The organism is Nesterenkonia sp. HG001 (assembly GCF_034438835.1).
GTDB classification, from domain to species: domain Bacteria; phylum Actinomycetota; class Actinomycetes; order Actinomycetales; family Micrococcaceae; genus Nesterenkonia; species Nesterenkonia xinjiangensis.
In genome coordinates, this window is sequence record NZ_JAOSZD010000009.1 from 1 (window position 1) to 17,687 (window position 17,687).

13 protein-coding genes and 1 pseudogene are annotated in these 17,687 nt (G+C 71.2%); 6 read left to right on the forward strand and 8 right to left on the reverse strand.

Features of this window, described 5'->3' with window-relative positions:
• The 5 genes and pseudogenes from ODE13_RS13960 to cpaB form a co-directional block, all read left to right on the forward strand.
• A pseudogene (locus ODE13_RS13960) lies at positions 1–242 on the forward strand (carbohydrate ABC transporter permease); the annotation flags it as partial.
• Between the two features lie 119 nt (positions 243–361).
• Positions 362–1,912, forward strand: coding sequence for a glutamine-hydrolyzing GMP synthase (guaA, locus tag ODE13_RS13965; protein ID WP_322479964.1), 1,551 nt, complete (start codon positions 362–364; stop codon positions 1,910–1,912).
• Between the two features lie 47 nt (positions 1,913–1,959).
• Positions 1,960–5,931 carry a DUF4011 domain-containing protein gene (locus tag ODE13_RS13970; RefSeq protein WP_322479799.1) on the forward strand — a complete coding sequence of 1,324 codons (3,972 nt, stop codon included), beginning with the start codon at positions 1,960–1,962 and terminating at the stop codon, positions 5,929–5,931.
• Positions 5,928–6,278, forward strand: a complete 351-nt coding sequence (locus ODE13_RS13975; RefSeq protein ID WP_322479800.1) for a hypothetical protein — start codon at positions 5,928–5,930, stop codon at positions 6,276–6,278. Before ODE13_RS13970 ends, ODE13_RS13975 begins: the two co-directional genes overlap by 4 nt.
• A gap of 109 nt (positions 6,279–6,387) precedes the next feature.
• On the forward strand, positions 6,388–7,254 hold the full coding sequence (cpaB, locus tag ODE13_RS13980; protein WP_322479801.1) for a Flp pilus assembly protein CpaB: 867 nt from the start codon (positions 6,388–6,390) through the stop codon (positions 7,252–7,254).
• Between the two features lie 13 nt (positions 7,255–7,267).
• On the opposite strand, the gene ODE13_RS13985 is transcribed toward cpaB, so the two are convergent.
• The 8 genes from ODE13_RS13985 to ODE13_RS14020 form a co-directional block, all read right to left on the reverse strand.
• On the reverse strand, positions 7,268–7,549 hold the full coding sequence (locus ODE13_RS13985; RefSeq protein WP_322479802.1) for an FmdB family zinc ribbon protein: 282 nt from the start codon (positions 7,547–7,549) through the stop codon (positions 7,268–7,270).
• Between the two features lie 128 nt (positions 7,550–7,677).
• Positions 7,678–8,298 (reverse strand): 5-formyltetrahydrofolate cyclo-ligase, encoded by a 621-nt coding sequence (locus ODE13_RS13990; RefSeq protein ID WP_322479803.1) that lies wholly within the window; start codon positions 8,296–8,298, stop codon positions 7,678–7,680.
• Between the two features lie 26 nt (positions 8,299–8,324).
• Entirely contained in the window at positions 8,325–9,461 is a 1,137-nt protein-coding gene (locus ODE13_RS13995; RefSeq protein WP_322479804.1) for a hypothetical protein, read from the reverse strand.
• Positions 9,458–10,846 (reverse strand): phosphotransferase, encoded by a 1,389-nt coding sequence (locus ODE13_RS14000; RefSeq protein WP_322479805.1) that lies wholly within the window; start codon positions 10,844–10,846, stop codon positions 9,458–9,460. The genes ODE13_RS13995 and ODE13_RS14000 overlap by 4 nt, the downstream gene beginning before the upstream one ends.
• Positions 10,843–12,768, reverse strand: coding sequence for an ABC transporter ATP-binding protein (locus tag ODE13_RS14005; RefSeq protein WP_322479806.1), 1,926 nt, complete (start codon positions 12,766–12,768; stop codon positions 10,843–10,845). Before ODE13_RS14005 ends, ODE13_RS14000 begins: the two co-directional genes overlap by 4 nt.
• Positions 12,765–13,967, reverse strand: coding sequence for a glycosyltransferase (locus tag ODE13_RS14010; protein ID WP_322479807.1), 1,203 nt, complete (start codon positions 13,965–13,967; stop codon positions 12,765–12,767). The genes ODE13_RS14005 and ODE13_RS14010 overlap by 4 nt, the downstream gene beginning before the upstream one ends.
• On the reverse strand, positions 13,964–15,199 hold the full coding sequence (locus ODE13_RS14015) for a glycosyltransferase family 4 protein (protein ID WP_322479808.1): 1,236 nt from the start codon (positions 15,197–15,199) through the stop codon (positions 13,964–13,966). Before ODE13_RS14015 ends, ODE13_RS14010 begins: the two co-directional genes overlap by 4 nt.
• Positions 15,192–16,406 carry a glycosyltransferase family protein gene (locus tag ODE13_RS14020; protein WP_322479809.1) on the reverse strand — a complete coding sequence of 405 codons (1,215 nt, stop codon included), beginning with the start codon at positions 16,404–16,406 and terminating at the stop codon, positions 15,192–15,194. Before ODE13_RS14020 ends, ODE13_RS14015 begins: the two co-directional genes overlap by 8 nt.
• A 322-nt stretch (positions 16,407–16,728) precedes the next feature.
• Between ODE13_RS14020 and galE the strand changes: the two genes are divergently transcribed.
• Positions 16,729–17,667, forward strand: a complete 939-nt coding sequence (galE, locus tag ODE13_RS14025) for a UDP-glucose 4-epimerase GalE (protein WP_322479810.1) — start codon at positions 16,729–16,731, stop codon at positions 17,665–17,667.
• Positions 17,668–17,687: the final 20 nt, after the last annotated feature.

The following is a 17,687-nucleotide window of genomic DNA, read 5'->3' on the forward strand; positions in this document are numbered from 1 at the left end:
TTCAGGCGTTTTTGTATCTGGATCGGCGGGAGTTGTATCCGGTGACGGTGTATCTGCGGAATCTGTTGGCTGGGGCTACTGGTACTGAGCAGATGGGTGGTGAGGCTGCGGAGGCCACTCAGATCGCTTCCAATGTGCGGGCGGTGACGATGCTGCTGACTACGTTGCCGATTATCTGTCTGTATCCGTTTCTGCAGAAGTATTTCGTGCGCGGGATCATGCTCGGCTCCGTCAAGCAGTGATTGCCGAGCCGGCCCGCGGCGGCGGCTCGGCGAGGGGTGTGCCGCACCGGTAGGATGGCCGGGTGACATCTGAGAGCCTCGCCCCCGCCGCCGAACGTCCGACACACAGCGCGCAGACCGTGCTGGTGGTCGACTACGGCGCCCAGTATGCCCAGCTGATCGCCCGTCGTGTCCGTGAGGCACGCGTCTACTCCGAGGTCGTCCCGCATACGCTCTCGGCCCGGGAGATCCTGGATCGTCGCCCTTCCGCGGTGATCCTCTCCGGCGGCCCCTCCAGCGTCTATGCCGAGGGCGCCCCGGCGGTGCAGGCCGAACTCTTCGAAGCCGGAGTCCCTGTGCTGGGCATCTGCTACGGCTTCCAGGCCATGGCCCACGCCCTGGGCGGGCAGGTCGCCCGCACCGGGGACCGCGAGTACGGGAAGACGGAGGTCCGCGCCACCAACGCGCCGCACTCGCTGCTGGACGGCACCGAGGCGGTACAGACGACCTGGATGTCCCACTCGGACTCGGTGCAGGCCGCGCCCGAGGGCTTCGAGGTGCTGGCCGCCTCCGACGGCGCCCCGGTCGCCGCCTTCGCCGACGAGGCTCGCCGTCTCTACGGCGTCCAGTGGCATCCCGAAGTCAAGCACTCTCCCCAGGGTCAGCGTGTGCTGGAGAACTTCCTCTACGACGGGGCCGGCCTCACTCCGGAGTGGACCACCGGCAACATCGTCGAGGAGCAGGTCTCCGCGATCCGCGAGCAGGTCGGCGAGGCCCGCGTCATCTGCGGCCTCTCCGGCGGTGTGGACTCCGCCGTGGCCGCGGCCCTTGTCCAGAAGGCTGTGGGTGACCAGCTGACCTGCGTGTTCATCGACCACGGCCTGCTGCGGCAGGGCGAGGCCGAGCAGGTGGAGCGTGACTTCGTCGCCGCCACCGGTGCCAGGCTGCACGTCGCAGACGAGCGCGACCGCTTCCTGAGCGCACTGGCCGGAGTGACCGACCCCGAGCAGAAGCGCAAGATCATCGGCCGAGAGTTCATCCGCGCCTTCGAGGCCGCCGAGGCCGCGGTGCTGCAGGAGGCCGCCGCCGACGGCGCCCGGGTGGAGTTCCTCGTCCAGGGGACCCTCTACCCCGACGTCGTCGAGTCCGGCGGAGGTGAGGGCGCGGCCAACATCAAGTCCCACCACAATGTGGGCGGACTGCCCGAGGACATGGAGTTCAAGCTCGTCGAGCCGCTGCGCAGCCTCTTCAAGGACGAAGTGCGCGCCGTCGGCGCCGAACTGGGCCTGCCCGCCGAGATCGTCCAGCGCCAGCCGTTCCCCGGCCCAGGGCTGGGCATCCGCATCATCGGAGCGGTCACGGCGGAGCGCCTGGCGATCCTGCGCCGTGCCGACGCGATCGCCCGCGAGGAGCTGACGGCGGCCGGCCTGGACGGTGAGGTCTGGCAGATGCCGGTGGTGCTGCTCGCCGACGTCCGCTCCGTGGGAGTGCAGGGAGACGGCCGAACCTATGGCCACCCGGTGGTGCTGCGTCCGGTCAGCTCGGAAGATGCCATGACCGCTGACTGGTCGAGGCTGCCGTTCGATCTGTTGGCGCGCATCTCCAACCGTATTACCAATGAGGTGGAGGAGATCAACCGGGTAACCCTCGATGTCACCTCGAAGCCCCCGGGGACCATCGAATGGGAATGATCTAGCATCGTCGTCCACGTGAAGGTGATCCTGCCGGAAGGTCAGAAGTGAGCAGAGACGAATCCACCTCTGAGGAGCGTATCCCGCTGTCCGACGCAGAGATCGAAGCGGCGGCCGAGGCCGAGTCGCAGACCGATGACTTCCAGCCCGCGGACACCTCCGAGTTCACCCAGAGCGAGCTGGCGGAGATTCGCACCTCGGTGACCGATGATCCGGTGACCGCCTGGGTGGAGGCGCTGCACTCCGGCACGGAGAACGACACGATGCTGCGTTTCACTCCCTCGCAGCACAACGCCATCGACCTCACCGAGTCGAACTCCTCAGGGCTCATGCAGCTGCTGGCCGGCCGCAAGACCCGGCTCTCCACCCTGCTCAACGAGTCCGGGGCCTTCGCCGCGGGGCAGGAGGCGGCGCGCCGCATCCGGGCCAAGGTGCGGGAGATGTCCACGGAACGGGGCATCGACGTCGGTTTCCTGGCCGCCGGGGTCGCCTCCTGGACCGAGACCACCGATGCCGGGGCGGAGCAGTTCACCGCTCCGGTGATGCTCGTGCCGGTCGCCCTGCGGCCACGTGCGGAGCACGATGACTACGAGGTTCAGTTCACCGCTCCGGCCAGGCTGAACCCCGCCCTGGCTCGGCACATGCTCGGCAGGCACGGGATCACCCTCGACGCCGAGGAGTTCCACGCCACCGGCTACGCCACAGCGCGTTTCGACCCGGTGCGCACCGCGGACCTGCTCAGCCGGCTCGTCTCTGAATCGGTCGACGCGCTGCAGGTGTGGCGGCAGACCTACATCTCCACCTTCGCGGACCTGGCAGACCTGGGGAACCCCGAGGCGCTGGACCGTGAGCACCCGGTGCTGCGCGCCCTGGCGACCTCGGATCGCCTCGACGCTCCCGCCGTGGAGGCGGCGCCGCTGGATGCCCGCGACCCGCGGGAGGAGAAGCTGGTCGCCGACGCCGACCCGGACCAGCAGAAGGCCCTGGACGCCATCGAGGCAGGCGCCTCCGTGGTGGTCTCCGCGCCTCCGGGCACCGGTCAGACGCAGACGGCGATCAACGCGGCAGCGGCGCTGGCCTGGACGGGGAAACGCACACTCGTGGTCGCGGAACGTGCCTCCACGCTGGAGGAGTTCCGCCTCCGCATGAAGGACGTCCGCCTGGGCACCTTGGCGCTGCACGTGCCCGCCTCCGCCGGGGGCCAGGACCTTCGCGAGCAGATGGTCCGCGCGATCAAGCGGGCCGAGCGGGCTGAACCGCCGCGACTGGGCGCGCTACACCAGCGCCTGGTGGACCGTCGGCACCAGCTGCTTGACCACGTGAAGTCGCTGCACAACCTGCGCACCCGCTGGTCCTGCTCGCCCTATCAGGCGATGCAGGCGCTGGCCGCGCTGACCTCGCTGAGCCCGGCGCCGTCGACCCCTGTGCGTCTGAAGCGGTCCGTGCTGGACAACACTGTGGACCGCAGCCAGGTCACGGTGAAGCTTCGCCGTGCCGCCGAGCTGGGGGCCTTCGCCTCCGAGACCCGCAGCAGCCCCTGGTACAACGCTCGGCTGCGGAACCGGCAGGAGACCGAGGACGCCATGGCCCTGGTGCAGGACCTCCGTGAGGAGCTGCCGAAGCTGAAGGCTCAGATGGAGGTCGCCACGGCGGTGACGGGAGTGAAGCTCGGGGAGAGCTTCTCCGCCTGGCACGCCCAGGTGCTGCTCTTCCAGCGTGTCCAGGAGTCCCTCGGCAGGTTCAGCCACGACGTCTACGCCAAGCCGGTGGATGACCTGATCGCCGCCACCGCGCCCGGCTGGTGGCGCCGGCAGCATGGGGTGGAGATGACCTCCATGGTCCGCTCCCGGCTGCGGCGCGTGGCCAAGGAGTATGTGCGTTCCGGCGTGTCCATCAACGACCTGCACTCCTCGTTGATCGACGTGCAGACCGAGCGGGAGGAATGGGCCCGGCAGGCGGTGGAGGAGTCACTGCCGAAGGTGCCCAAGAGCTTGGACAGGCTGGCCGACACCATCGGGCATGTGCAGACCCGGCTGGAGAAGCTGGTGGGCGTGCTGCGTCCGGTGGATCCCGACGACGCTACGGACCTCGATCTGCTGGACATGCCGGCCGAGACCATGATCGCCACGGTGGAGACCCTCGCCGAGGACGAGAAGCCCCTGGAGACCCTTCCCGAGCGCACCCTGGTCACCGAGCAGCTGCGCGAGCAGGGCTTCCGGGAGCTGATGGAGGACTTCGCCGAGCGGCAGGTCCCTGCGGCGCAGGTCGCCGACGAGATGGAGCTGGCCTGGTGGCAGTCCGCCCTGGAGGCGATGATCTCCGGGGACGACTACCTGGCGATGACCACAGGGGAGAACCTGCGCACCATCGAATCCGAGTTCCGTGAGGCCGACGCCGCGCATGTCGAGACCGGCGCCCAACGGCTGACCCACGCTCTCGCGGTGCGCTGGAAGTCCGCCGTGGAGTCCCACGCCGAGGCCGCTACGCGGCTGAAGACGCTGCTGCGCGACGCCGAACCGACCGTGGCCGGCCTGGGAGCCGTCGACGACGCCCTGATCCAGCCGCTGGTGCCGGTGTGGACGACCTCCCCGCTGGGGCTCTCCGAGCAGTTCCCGGCGGAGGCCCGCTTCGACGCCGTCATCCTGCTCGATGCCGAGACCCTCTCCGTGCCGGCCGCGCTGGGCGCGATCTCCCGGGCGGACCAGGTCATCGCCTTCGGAGACCCGGTCTCGGGGACTCCGAAGCCCTTCCACGTCTCGGCGGACCCGGTGGCCCGCGAGGCCGAACAGCAGGTGCCGGCATCGATCTTCTCGGAGCTGGTCGAGGTGCTGCCTCAGCATCAGCTCCGCCGGGTGCACCGCGGGGTGGACCAGGAGCTCACCGGGCTGCTCTCTGAGGCGCTCTACGACGGCGAGCTGCTGCGCATCCCGGACGCCGCACAGCTGACCGGTCAGGGCCGCCGTCTGGTGGTCGAGCACCTCGGTGATGCGCTGGGCCGGCCCGGGGCGCGAGACTCGGTGGAGTCTCCGACCGTGGAGGTCAACCGGGTGGTGGACATGGTCTTCGACCACGTGCGCACCCGCAAGGACAGCTCCCTGGCGGTGATCACCGGCTCGGAGTGGCATGCCCGCCGGGTGGCCGACGCGATCCGGGTGAATCTGGCCAACCACACCTGGGCGCGCCCGTTCTTCGAGACGGAGGAGGGCGAGGGCTTCGTCGTCGCCCCGGTGGAGCGTGCCCATCACCTGGTGCGGGACCGGGTCATCTTCTCACTGGGCTACGGTCGCAGCATCAAGGGCGAGCCCGTGCATCACTTCGGGGACCTCTCCGAGGCTCGAGGGGAGGAGCTCTTCGCGGTGGCCACCACGCGCGCCCGCGGTGAGCTGACCGTGGTGACCTCCTTGGCGCCGGGGGACCTGGATCCCGCCGGTCTGGAGCGCGGTGCGGCCCTGATGCACCGACTGATCACCCTCGGGCTGGAGGGGACGGACAACCCGACCGCCTCCGGCTCGCTGACCGACCCGCTGGTGCTGGACCTGGTGGATCGGATCCGTGCACGCGGCGGACGGGTGGAGGACGGCTTCCGCGGCACTCTGGACCTGGCGGCCTGCCCGCGCAAGATCAGCCCGCAGTCTCCGGTGACTCCGCTGGCCATGGTCTCCGACGGCACGGACAGTTACGCGGAGATGAGCGTGCGCGAGCGGTCCAGGCAGCGACCTGCTGATTTCGAGGCGTTGGGCTGGAACTACCTGGTGCTGTGGACCATCGAAGTCTTCTCGGATCCGATCCGTTGCACCGAGGTGGTGGCCGAGAAGGTGGGCCTGGCTGAAGGGCCGGAGTTCGCCGAGCATGGACGCATCGCACTGAACACCACCGGGGCGCTCGCGGAGCGGCTTCCGCGCGACGGCGCCGGCTCCCGGGTCCGCTTCGGCGGTGCCGCCGACGCCGAGGACGAGGACTCGCACCGCCGGGCGACCACCTGGGCCTCGCCGCGGGAGCGCGGCAAGTGGGTGCGGTGAGCACAGAGAAGCCCCGGGGCCGGCGCGGACGGCGTCGTGTGGTCGCCCCGGCGACCTCCGGGCAGCCGGAGGAGGTCGAGTCGCAGGTGTTCCGCTCGGCCTCGCTGGAGGCCGGCGAGGCACGCGAGGAGACCTCCCCGAAGGCCGCTGACCAGGGGCCCGAGGGCGGCGCGGCCGCTGATCGAAGAGTCTCGGAAGAAGAGCCCTCGGAGGACAGGACCCGTGGTGAGACGGATTCCGACGAGACCGCGGGGACGAAGAAGCCGGAGAGCACATCGGCGAACGCGCCTGCACTGAGCCCTCGCGATCGCTGGATCCTGGACCAGCGGCCTCCGCACTGGGGCTGAGCGGCTCTTCCTCCACAGCGGGGTGGGCGCCGGGGCCGACACGCCGAAGGCTCCCCAGCCAGGCCCGGCGGGATGGTCAGGACCGGCTGGTGCTCGCACAGTGGAGGGCATGACCCTCACCGCCGAACCCCGCCGATTCCCCGCGCCCCCTGCCGTGCGATCCCGCGCGGACTCCTCCGATGGCGGTGCGCCGCCGCATGCCGCGCGGCACGGGACGTACCCGCAGGCTCCAGCCGCAGGACCCCGGCAGACCCGCCGCAGCCGCAGATCTCGTTCCGGCGCGCCGTCCCGTGGGCGCTCGGCTCAGCCTCTGCGGCGGCGTCGGCCGCGCGTGGCCAGGCGTCTGCGCGGGACAGGGCTGGGCCTCTGGGTGCGACGTCTACGGATCCCGCTGGCGCTGCTGTGCGGTCTCAGCGCGGTCGCGGCAGGGCTGCTCGCCGGCGTCGAGTCCCGGGGTGAGACCGTCACCGCCGTGCGCGTCACACAGGACGTGCCCGCGGGGGAGGAGCTGGCGGCCGGCATGCTGGAGGAGGTCAGTGTGGACGCCGAGTCGGTCCCGGGCGGGGAACCGGCCACCGCCGAGGAGGTTGCGGGACGCCAGGCGGCGGTGCCGCTGCCCAGTGGCGCGGTGGTGCTGAGCTCGCTGCTCGTCGGGCCGGGCCTGCTGGCGGGTCAGCCTGAGGGGCATGTGGCGGTGCCGGTCCGTCCGGCGGACACGGCTCTCGTGGGGATGCTCACCCCGGGCCAGGAGGTGGATGTGATCCTCTCGGCAGAGTCGCTGGAGGAGGGCCCCTCCTCGAGGACCGTGGCGCGTGCGGCGCCGGTGCTGTGGACACCCTCGGGGGAGGGGGACGACTGGTTCCCCCAGCCCGGTGACGGCGGACAGGTGGTGGTCATCGGCGTCAGCCCGTCCACGGCTCAGGACATCGCGCAGGCCGCCCATGAGGGGCACCTTCACCTGAGCCTGGTGGGGTGAGAGGAGGGGTGGTTCAGTCGGCCGCGGCGGCCGCCGCCGGAGTCTTGCTGGAGGAGCTCGACGAGTCCGAGGTGGATGTCGACGAGTCGGAGCTGGAGCTGGGCGAGGAGCTGGCCGCGCTGCGGGAGTCGGTCCGGTAGAAGCCTGAGCCCTTGAAGCTGACGCCGACGCTGCCGAACTTCTTGCGCAGAGTGCCGGAGCACTCCGGGCACAGGGTCAGCGAGTCGTCACTGAACGACTGGACGATGTCGAAGGAGTGGGTGCAGTCCTTGCAGGCGTACGAATAGGTGGGCATCGGATTCCTCGGTCTGGGGACAGGCGGCGGACCCATGCTGCACGGGCCGCCACGGAGACATCTGCCGACCACTGATTCTATACCGCTCAGCGGCACGGCTCCGCACGCGGCATCACAGCGGATGCCGTTCAGCGCTCAGAGGACAGCCGACGCAGCCCCTCGGGAGTCACCACGGCCTCCACCTGCAGGTCATGGTCCTCCACCGGGAACGTGCCCGGCTCGAGCACCTCACCGGGGCCCACCACCGCCCAGGCGACGACGCCGGGGAGTCGTCCTGCCGCGTCCAGTCGGGCGAAGAGGCGGTCGTAGTACCCGCCGCCCTGGCCCAGCCGGTGCCCCCGGGTGTCCACCGCCAGGGCGGGCAGCAGCATCAGCAGCGGCCCCTGGTCGAGCAGCCACTCGATCTCCCGGCCCGGGCCCTCCGGCTCGTCCAGCGGCAGCACCGGGTGACGGCGAGTCGGCGCCTCCAGGGTCCAGTCCACCCATTCCAGCTGCGGCTCCGCCGTCTCCGCCACCCGGGGCATTGCCACCTCCCCGCCGCGGGCCAGGTGGTGTGCCAGGAACGGGCGCACGTCCGGCTCCTCCGGCATCGGCAGATAGGCTGCCACATGGGATCCGGCCGGCACGTGCTCCTCCAGGACCCGGGCCAGGGCGTCGCCGAGACGTCGTCGAGCCTCGGCGCTCACGGCGCGTCGGGCGTCGCGGACCCGCCCTCGGACCTGACGTTTGGCCGCCCCGATCTCTCCCATGGGCCCAGGGTAGTCGTCGACGGCGATCACGTCCGCCCCGGCCGCAGCTCGCCCCGCAGCTGGTCGACCAGCCCCGTGTACCGAGGACGGAAGGCGTAGACGCACAGCAGACGCAGCAGGCTCGCTTGCTCGTAGACGGCCACCGCCTCCGCCACGGAGGCACCCGACGCGCCGGAGAGCTTCTCGGCCGTGACGTCCACACATCCGCGCACGGTCTCGGCCTGCGCGGTGCTCCACACGCCCTGACGCTGCCGCCAGGTGGCATGTGCGCGCAGATTGCCCAGGTCCAGGGCAGGATCCGCCAGGCAGGCGGTGTCGACGTCGAGCAGCCCCGGCCCCAGTTCGGCGGACCACAGCACCTGCTTGTCATGCAGGTCCCGGTGCGCCGGGCGGGGGCTCCCCACCGGCAGTCCGGCCAGGGCCTCAGCGGCCGCGGCCACCGCCTCCACGAACAGCTCCGGCTCCGGGTCGCGGGCCCGCAGCACCGGCATGGCCAGTTCGGTCCACCGGTGCAGCACCGCTACCTCCTCCGCCGCGTCATGCACCGGCAGGTCCTGCCCGTCCACAGGCCGGCGCACCGCCTCACCCCAGGCAGCCAGCACCTCATCCCAGGCCCGTTCCCAGTCCAAGGGGGCGCCGTCGTCGCTGACCTCGTGCAGGCCCGAGCCGGACAGGGCGGAGAAGGTCACCGAGGCCTCATCATGTCCCAGCACCTCCGGAGTGCGGAACGGGCCGTCGAAGGCCGCCGCCCGCGCCACGCCCTCGAGGATCCCCCGGGCGCGTCCTGGGCGGACCAGCTTGATGAATCGGGAGCCCGCAGCACCGGAGGGTTCCGGAGCGGCCTCGGTGCGCACCACGGCGCGACGGTGCGGACGATGCGACACCACGACCCCGCTCCCGCTCAACTGCTCCAAGCGTGGCAGCCGAGGATCCGTTCCGGCGGGGAAGAGGTCGAGACGCCCGTCCCCGGCGCCCTGGAACCAGCCGGCGCGCAGGCGACCCTGAGCATCCACCGCCTCGACGGCCAGCCTCGACGAGCCGTGAGCCCCACGGCTCGTCGAGGCCTTCTCCGGCCATACCCGGGTGACGGTGACGATCCCACCCTCGACCTCGGCATGCTCCGGCGGCAGCACGACAGAACCCGAGGTGCCCGTCCGGGTCATCTCTGCAGCGCCCGCTCGGCCATCGACATGCGCCGGGAGGCCTGCTGCGGCCAGTTCGCCTCCCGACGGCGGAAGGAGTCCAAGGCGGCGCGCAGATGTGCATACGCCTCCCAGGCGGCCTGCGAATCCTCATCGATCGGCGCCACCTCGCGGTAACCGTGCAGGAACGCCTCGGCCAGCTCCACATGGTCGGCCGCCCGGCAGGAGGCGACCCAGGAGCCGACATCACGCATCGCCGGCCCCCGGCCGGCTCGGTCCAGATCGATGATCCGCACTCGCGAGCCGTCGAGGTCGGAGACCAGCACCTGGTCGGGGGAGAGGTCGCCATGGAGCTCCACCAGCTCGTCGGTCTCGCCGAGGTCCTCCAGCTGCGGGGAGAGCATCTCTGCCAACATGTCCGCCCGCTGCCCCAGCCACGGGGCCACCAGCCCGATGGCATGCACGGCCTCGGCGACCTCCGGGATCAGCACGCTGTCGGGCTGCACCTCGAGCTCCGAGGAGCGGGTGTGGAGCTCACCGAAGACGATTCCGGCGGTCTCGGCGGCGGCTCCCACGGGGTGCTGCAGGAGATCACCCAGACCCCACCGCGGGGAGATGACCGCGGTCCCACGTTCACCGAGGGGCTGCATCGGCTCCATGGGGACCCCCAGCCGACGCCACCTGTCGGCCGCCGCCAGCTGGGGAGCAACCTCGCCGGCGCTCACCCGCACCACATGCTGTGCGCCCTCGAGCTGCACGCTGGCGACCACCCGGCGCCCAGGGTTGTAGCGCAGCACCTGCCAGGGAACCTCGGGGCCGAGCGCGTCCTGGGCCTCGGCCAGCTCGCGGCCCAGCATCCGGTCCGACCACATCGACCCCGAGACGAGGTACACCGGGTCCTCCCGGTGGATGGTCAGCTGCCGCCCCACCCGTTCGGCGCGGGCGAGGGTCTTGGCGTACTTGTCGGTGTTCAGGGACACCTCCGTCCAGCCGTGCTGGGCGGGTCCGTCGGCGCCGTCCGGTGCGGATCGGGCCCCGTCGGTGCGCTCCCAGGCCATGAGCACGCTGCGCTCGGGCTTGATCCGGACATGGCGGCCGCGCACGGGGAAGCCCAACCAGGAGGAGAGGGCGTCGTCGTCGAACAGGCCCTCAGCATGCTGCAGGTGGGTGAGGGCGGCGACGGCGGCGTCGGCATCCGCAGCCCGCGGGGCGCGGACCTTCACCGGCGGTACGGGAATCGTCAGGTGGGAGGCCTGCGCGAGCTGTTCGTCCGGATCGGCGGCGCCGGCGGGGATCTCCGGGGACTCCATGGGGGTCTCCAGCTCGTCGATCGAGGCGGATGAGGCCTCGCCGATCTGCTGTGCGCCCCGGGGCAGGTCCTGGGATGCGGCTCGTGAAGCGGTCACGCGTTGGCCCTCTCGTCCTGGGCGGTCCCCTCCGGCTGCTGCTGCACCGCGGGGGTCTCCGCCGTTCCGTGGATGGCCGCTGCCGGAGTCCGCCCGGCTTCCTCCTGGGAGGAGGACTCCCGCTGGGCCGCGGCCCAGCGAGCGACTCGGCTGCCCTCGTGAGCGAGCAGCTCCTCCGGGGAGCCGTCCTCGACGATGCGACCATCCTGAAGCCAGAGTATGCGGTCCACACCTTGGAGAGTGCTGAGATCATGCGTGATGGCGACTGTGGTCCGCCCCCGGGTCAGCTCCTGAAGGGAGGACTCCACGAGATCTCGAGAGGCGGGATCCAGGCCGGTGGTGGCCTCGTCGAGGATCACGATCGGGGCGTCGCGGACCAGTGCCCGGGCGATGGCGATACGCTGCCGCTGCCCGCCGGAGAGAGTGTCGCCGCGGGCTCCGAGCACCGTCTCGTAGCCCTGGGGCAGCGCGGTGATGAAATCGTGGGCCCCCGACCGCCGCGCGGCCTGCTCGACGTCGTCGTCGGTGGCCTCGAGCCGCCCGTAGCGGATGTTCTCGCGCACCGTGGTCGCGAAGAGCACCGATTCCTGCAGCAGGATGGCCATGTTGCGGCGCAGGTCCTCCCGGCGGACGCGGCGGGTGTCGCAGCCGTCCACCAGCACCGCTCCCTCGTCAGGGTCGGCCAGGCGCAGCAGGTAGCCGGCCAGCGTGGACTTCCCCGACCCGGAAGGGCCCAACAGTCCGACCCGCTGCCCGGCGGGAAGATGCAGGCTCAGGTCCCGGAAGAGCTCCCGACCATGGCCGTCGCGGGCGCTCACCCGGTAGAACGCGACGTCGCCGCTGACCCGGCCCATGGGCAGGGCAGGGTCCGGATCCGTGATCTCCACCGGCTCGTCCATGAGATCCGCGATGCGCTCGCCGGAGGCGGCCGCCCGCGCGATGCGTCCGGTGTACTTGGCCATGTCTCGCAGCGGCTTCATCGCGATCTTCAGGTACATCAGGAACAGCACCATGTCACCGGGGGTCATCACCCCGCGCAGCACCTGCCAGCCGCCGAAGCCGAGCACCACTGCGGTAGAGACCCCGACGAGCACATCGGTGGAGCGTTCCAGGCGGGCGGCGAGCTTCCGGGCTCTGATCCCGGCCTTGAGCGCCTGGGCGTTGCCTGCGGCGAACCCCGCGGCCACGGTGTCCTCCAGTCCGTAGGCCTGCACCACCCGGATGGCGGCCAGCGCCTCAGCGGCGTCGCCCACCAACCGGCCCTCGCCCTTGCGGGTGTCCCGGGAGGCTGAGGAGATCTTCGGCGAGGAGACCCGAGAGATGAGGAAGTACAGACCGGCGGTCACCAGCACCACCAGAGAGAGGGTCGGGTTCATGATGATGACCACCACGAAGAGCGCCAGCAGGGTCATCACATTGCCCACCAGGGGCAGTCCGGCCGTGACGGCGACCTCCTGCAGCCGCCCCATGTCTCCCACCAGACGCTGGGAGGTGTCTCCCACCGAGGCAGTGGAGTGGTAGCGCAGGGACAGCGACTGGACGTGGTCGAAGACCTTCGTGCGCAGGCGGGTCACCACCTTCACCCCGGTCTTGGCGAAGGCGATCGTGGAGATGTAGTTGCACACCGCCCGTCCCCCCACGATGCCGGCCAGCAGCAGCGCCCACAGCACCACTGTGGTGGAGACGTCGCCGGCGATCCCGGTGGTCTCCGCCAGACGGGCACCGAGGGCCTCCGTGACGGCGTCGACGGCGAACTTCACCGGCCAGGGCTCCAGGATGCGGAAGGCGACGTCGCCGGCCAGGGCGAGCAGTCCCAGTGCGATGAGCAGCTTGTGCTCACCCAGATGTGGGACCAGCATCTTCAGTGTGCGGGAGACGGCCCGGCGGTGCTGGCGGCGGGCGGAGGCGGAGGCGGCGCTCATCCGGGGATCACCGCCTGGGAGCGGTGCCCGAGCATGGTGAGCAGCTGTGCGCAGCGGCGGTGCCAGCTGTGCTCGGCCACGACGGCGGCGCGGCCGGCGGCGGCCAGCCGGGCCCGCAGCTCGGGGTGGCGGGCGAGCTGGTCCAATGCGTTGGCCAGCGCGTCGACGTCGCCGGGGCTGACGAGCAGGCCGCAGGAGCCGTGTCCGAGCACCTCGGGCAGGTCCCCGACGGCGGAGGCCACCACGGCGACCTGGGCGGCGAGGTACTCGTAGACCTTCAGCGGGGAGAAATAGTGCTCGCCGGAGGCGGGCCGCGGATATGGGGCCACAGCGACGTCGAAGCCCTCGAGGATCTGCGGGATCCGCGCCGGGGGCACCGCTCCTAGGAAGTGCACGGTGTCCTCGAGCCCGAGCTCCTCGGCCAGGGCGCGCAGCCGGGCCAGCTCCGGTCCGTACCCGCAGATCTCCAGCCGCCAGCCGCCCGGTTCGCGGCCGCTGGCCGTCGCCACGGCGCGCAGCAGCATCTCGGTGCCGTGCCAGGGTTTCAGGGTGCCGACGAAACCGATGGTGAACGGTCTCGTAGCCTGACCTGCCTGGTCCTCGGCCTGCGGGCGGATCCGCTCGGTGTTGACGCCGTTGGGGATGACCGCGACCTGCGCGGAGGGTTCCACCCGCGCCACCCAGCGGGCCACCGGCTCGGAGACGCAGGAGACGACGTCGGCGGCGGCGAAGGTGCGGCGGGTGGCGCTCCAGGCCGTCGTCTCGTCGTGGAGGGTGCGATGGTCACGCTGCTCCTCGATCAGCGGGGCGTTGACCTCCACCGCCAGCGGGACGCCGGTCAGCTCGACCAGCCGGGCCCCGGCCTCGGAGAACAGCGAGTAGCGCTCATAGGCGGCTTCGGCGCCGTCGGCGGCGGCCCGGCGGGCCATCCGCGCGGCGGCCTGCGCCACGGCGGCTTCCCGTGCCGCGGCGTCCCTGGCCCCGGGCACCGGGACGACCACCACCGGCAGGTCCGCCAGGTCGTCTGGGACGGATTCGGTCTCCGGCCGGCCTGGGCGGTCCCCACGCTTGGTGCAATAGACGGTCACCTCGTGGTTGTGGGACCGCAGGGCGCGGACCATCTCCTGGACGTGCACGGAGGCTCCCTTAGTGCCGAAGACGCCGATGCCCGGGTCAGCGAGCAGATAGGCGATCCTCATCGGGCACCTCCGGCGGATACGGAGGGGCGCTCCACGGGCACCAGGGCGCGCAGGGCGGCGGCCTGACGGCGGGAGGCGAAGAGCTCCTCCACCAGAGCGCGGGCCCGACGGACCATCTGGCCGTCCGCGGATGCCTCAGCCACGGCCTCCTGGATCGCATCGGCCAGGGCGGGGGCATCGTCACTGGGCACCAGCCACCCGGTCTCGCCCGGGACGACCACCTCGCCGACGGCGGTCACGTCGGCGGCCACGCAGCGGATGCCGCGGGCCATCGCCTCCAGCAGCACGGTGGGCAGCCCATCGGCATTGCCGTCGGTGCCGACCACGAAGGGCGCGACGAAGACGTCGTCGGTGCCGAGACGCTTCGAGAGCTCCGCCTGGGTGAGCGGACCCAGCAGGCGGATGCGGTCGTCTAGCCCGCGGAGCGTGATCTCCGCGGCCAGCTCTTCGGCAAGCGGTCCGTCGCCGGCGATGTCTGCGCTGACGGCGAGGCCACGGGAGCGCAGCACGTCCACTGCTTCGATCAGCAGACGGAAGCCCTTCTTCTCCACCAGGCGCCCCACCGCGAGCAGACGCGGCGGGACGTCGGTGGCTTGGGGCCTGTCGGGGGTGAAGGGGAAGCGTTCCAGCTCCAGGCCGTTGCGCACCAGATGCAGAGTGCCGGTGGCTTGAGGGAACCGACGGCGGAGGTCGGCCAGGTTGTACTCGCTGATGGTGATCGCGTGGTGGGCGTCGGCGAGCTTGGCCTCCAGGTCCGTAGGGTCCACATCCTGGTGGAAGATGTCCTTGGCGTGCGCGGTGAAGGAGTAGGGCAGCCCGGCGATGCGCCCGGCCAGCCGTGCCACCGTGGTCGCCACCGAGGCGAAATGGGCGTGGAGGTGCGTGACCCCGTGCTCGCGGGCCAGCCGGGCGACGGCGACCGCCTGGGCGGCGTCGTCATGGCTGTGCCGGCGCAGCTCCTCCCAGGCTGCGGCCACGCCGTCGGCCGGCCCGGAGCTGAGAGCGTCCCACAGGCGGGTGGCCGAGCTGGGGCGTGGCACGTGCACCACAGGGGCCTGCACCCGGGCCAGCTCCGGATGGAAGCGGCTGTCCGTGGTGGGACGCAGGGAGAAGATCACGATCTGCTCGCCCTGGGCCTCGCGGGCCAGGATCTCCGAGACCACGAAGGTCTCGGAGAAGCGCGGATACATCTTCAGCACGTAGCCGACGACGGGCGTGGTCGATTCAGGCATGGGCGGGTACCTCCGTCGGGGTGGTGCGGGCTGCGCCGATCAGCTCGGCCGCGAAGCCCCCTACGCGGGTGAGCCCGTCGAGGTCCACCTGGTCGCGCGGGGTGCGGCGGTTCACGGCGCCGGCGAGCCAGCGGGTCAGCGCCTGCGGACTCAGTTCCACAGCGGGCAGGGAGTCGAGGGCTCCGATGGCGGCCAAGGCCGCGGTGCGTCGTGGCTGCTCCGCGCGGCGGGTGTAACGGGGGACCAGCAGAGCCGGCGTCGTGGTGGCCATGACCTCGGCCACCGAGTTGTATCCGGCCATCGAGACGACGGCGGCTGCGTCGCGGACCAGTGCCGGCACGTTGCCCGCGCTGCGCAGCACCCGCACCTGCGGCTCCCCGCCCCGGCCGGGGCTGGACTCCTGGCGGCGGTCCACGGCCTCGCGGATCCGCGCGACGTCCTCGGCGGGCATCTGCGGGCCGGCGACGATCAGGTGCCGATGCCCGGCCGGAGGCTCGGCCAGCGCGGCCGCCAGGGCGATGTGCGCGCCGTCGGATCCGCCGCCGACCATGGTGAGCACATAGGGCCGGGCGGCTGGGGCGCCGTCGTCATCGGGTCTGCCATGGGCGAGGTAGCCGGTGGTGCGCCCTTTGGTCGTCAGGGCGGCGGGTATCTCCCCGGTGCGGCGCGGATCGTAGACAGCGGCATCGCCGTAGATCCACATCTGGTCGTAGGCTTCGGCGACCCGCTCGGCGCCGCCGACCGTCTCCCACTCGCGGGCGGCGACCTCCGGGGAGTCGAGCACGTCCCGCATGCCGAGCACGGTGCGGCAGTCAGGTCTGCCGCGCAGCAGATCCAGCGCCTCGGTGAGCTCGCCGCCCACGCCGAAGGGGTGGCGGTCGGCGATGAACAGGTCGGGGGAGACGGCGTCGACGGCGGCGGCCACTGTGGCGCCGCGCAGCGCAGACATCTGCTCGGCCGGCAGGCTCATCCTCCGGGCCGCGTACCCGGCGGCGGTGTGGGTGAACCCGGGCAGCACCAGCCAATCCCAGCCTGCCGGCAGGGAGTCCCGGGCGGCGTCGGGATGCCCGGCGATGAGCAGCCCGCCCACCGGCTCACCGGTGAGCCGCGGCAGGTCTGCGGCTAGGGCGTGGGCGATCGCACGGTTGCGGCGGGCATGGCCCAGGCCCACGGAATCATGGGAGTACATGGCGATCGTGATGCTCATGGGTGCCCTCTCAGCAGGTCCGGTTGGTAGCTCGGCGGGAGTGTTGTTATCCCTGTTCAGACTCGGGGTTGTTCATGAGAGAACGATGAGAAGCACATGAGGAGTTCATGAGGTAGATGCCGGGTCATGCGGCCGCCCGGGTGCACCTGACACTGCCTCTGGATGGTGAATACCGTGGAAAAATGTCGCAATCTGTTGATTTCGAAGACTCTTGTGTAGAGTCCTTCCAGGACCTGTGGCGGGGCAGGTCACGAATTCCTGCCATGGAACAGTGCGCTCCCCAGCTGTGGAGCAGTCGTCGACGACCCCGAGGAGAGCGCGGATGAAGGTTCTGGTGACCGGCGGCGCCGGCTACATCGGCAGTGTGGTGGCCCAACAGCTGCTGCGCGCCGGACACGAGGTGATCGTGCTCGATGACCTCTCCAAGGGACATGCCGACTCAGTGCTGCCCGGGGCCATCTGGCACCAGGGTGGTCTGGGGGACGCCGCAGAGGTGCTGGACCCCAGCGTCGACGCCGTCATCCACCTCGCGGCGAAGTCGCTGGTGGGGGAGTCGGTGGAGCATCCCGAGCGCTACTGGCACGGCAATGTCGTCGCCTCGCTGGGGCTGATCGACGCGATGCGCGCCGCCGGGGTGCGGCGCATGGTGTTCTCCTCCACCGCCGCGGTGTACGGCAGCCCGCTCACCGAGACCATCGCCGAGGACCACCCGGCCGCGCCGATCAACCCTTATGGGGCCTCCAAGCTCGCCATCGACCACATGCTCAGCGCCGAGGCGAAGGCCCACGGGCTGGCCGCGGTCAGCCTGCGGTACTTCAACGTGGGCGGGGCCAGCGACGGGCTCTCCGAACGGCACGACCCCGAAACCCATCTGATCCCGAACCTGCTCAAGGCCGCCGCGGGCCACGGCGGCACCGCGAAGCTCTTCGGCACCGACTATCCGACCCCCGACGGCACTGCGGTCCGCGACTACATCCACATCCTGGATCTGGCCGCCGCACATCTGCAGGCCATGGAGTGGGTGGCACCCGGCACCCACGAGGTCTTCAACCTGGGCACCGGGGTGGGCTCCAGCGTGCGCGAGGTGATCGACGCCGTCGAACGGGTGACCGGCCGCAGCGTGCCCGTGGAGGAGCACCCCCGGCGCGTCGGTGACCCGGCCACCCTGGTGGCGTCCGGGCAGAAGGCCCGGGAGGTGCTCGGCTGGCAGCCGCGGCACAGCCTGGAGGACATCATCCGCGATGCCTGGAACCACCTCTGAACATGGCAGCACGCCGTCAC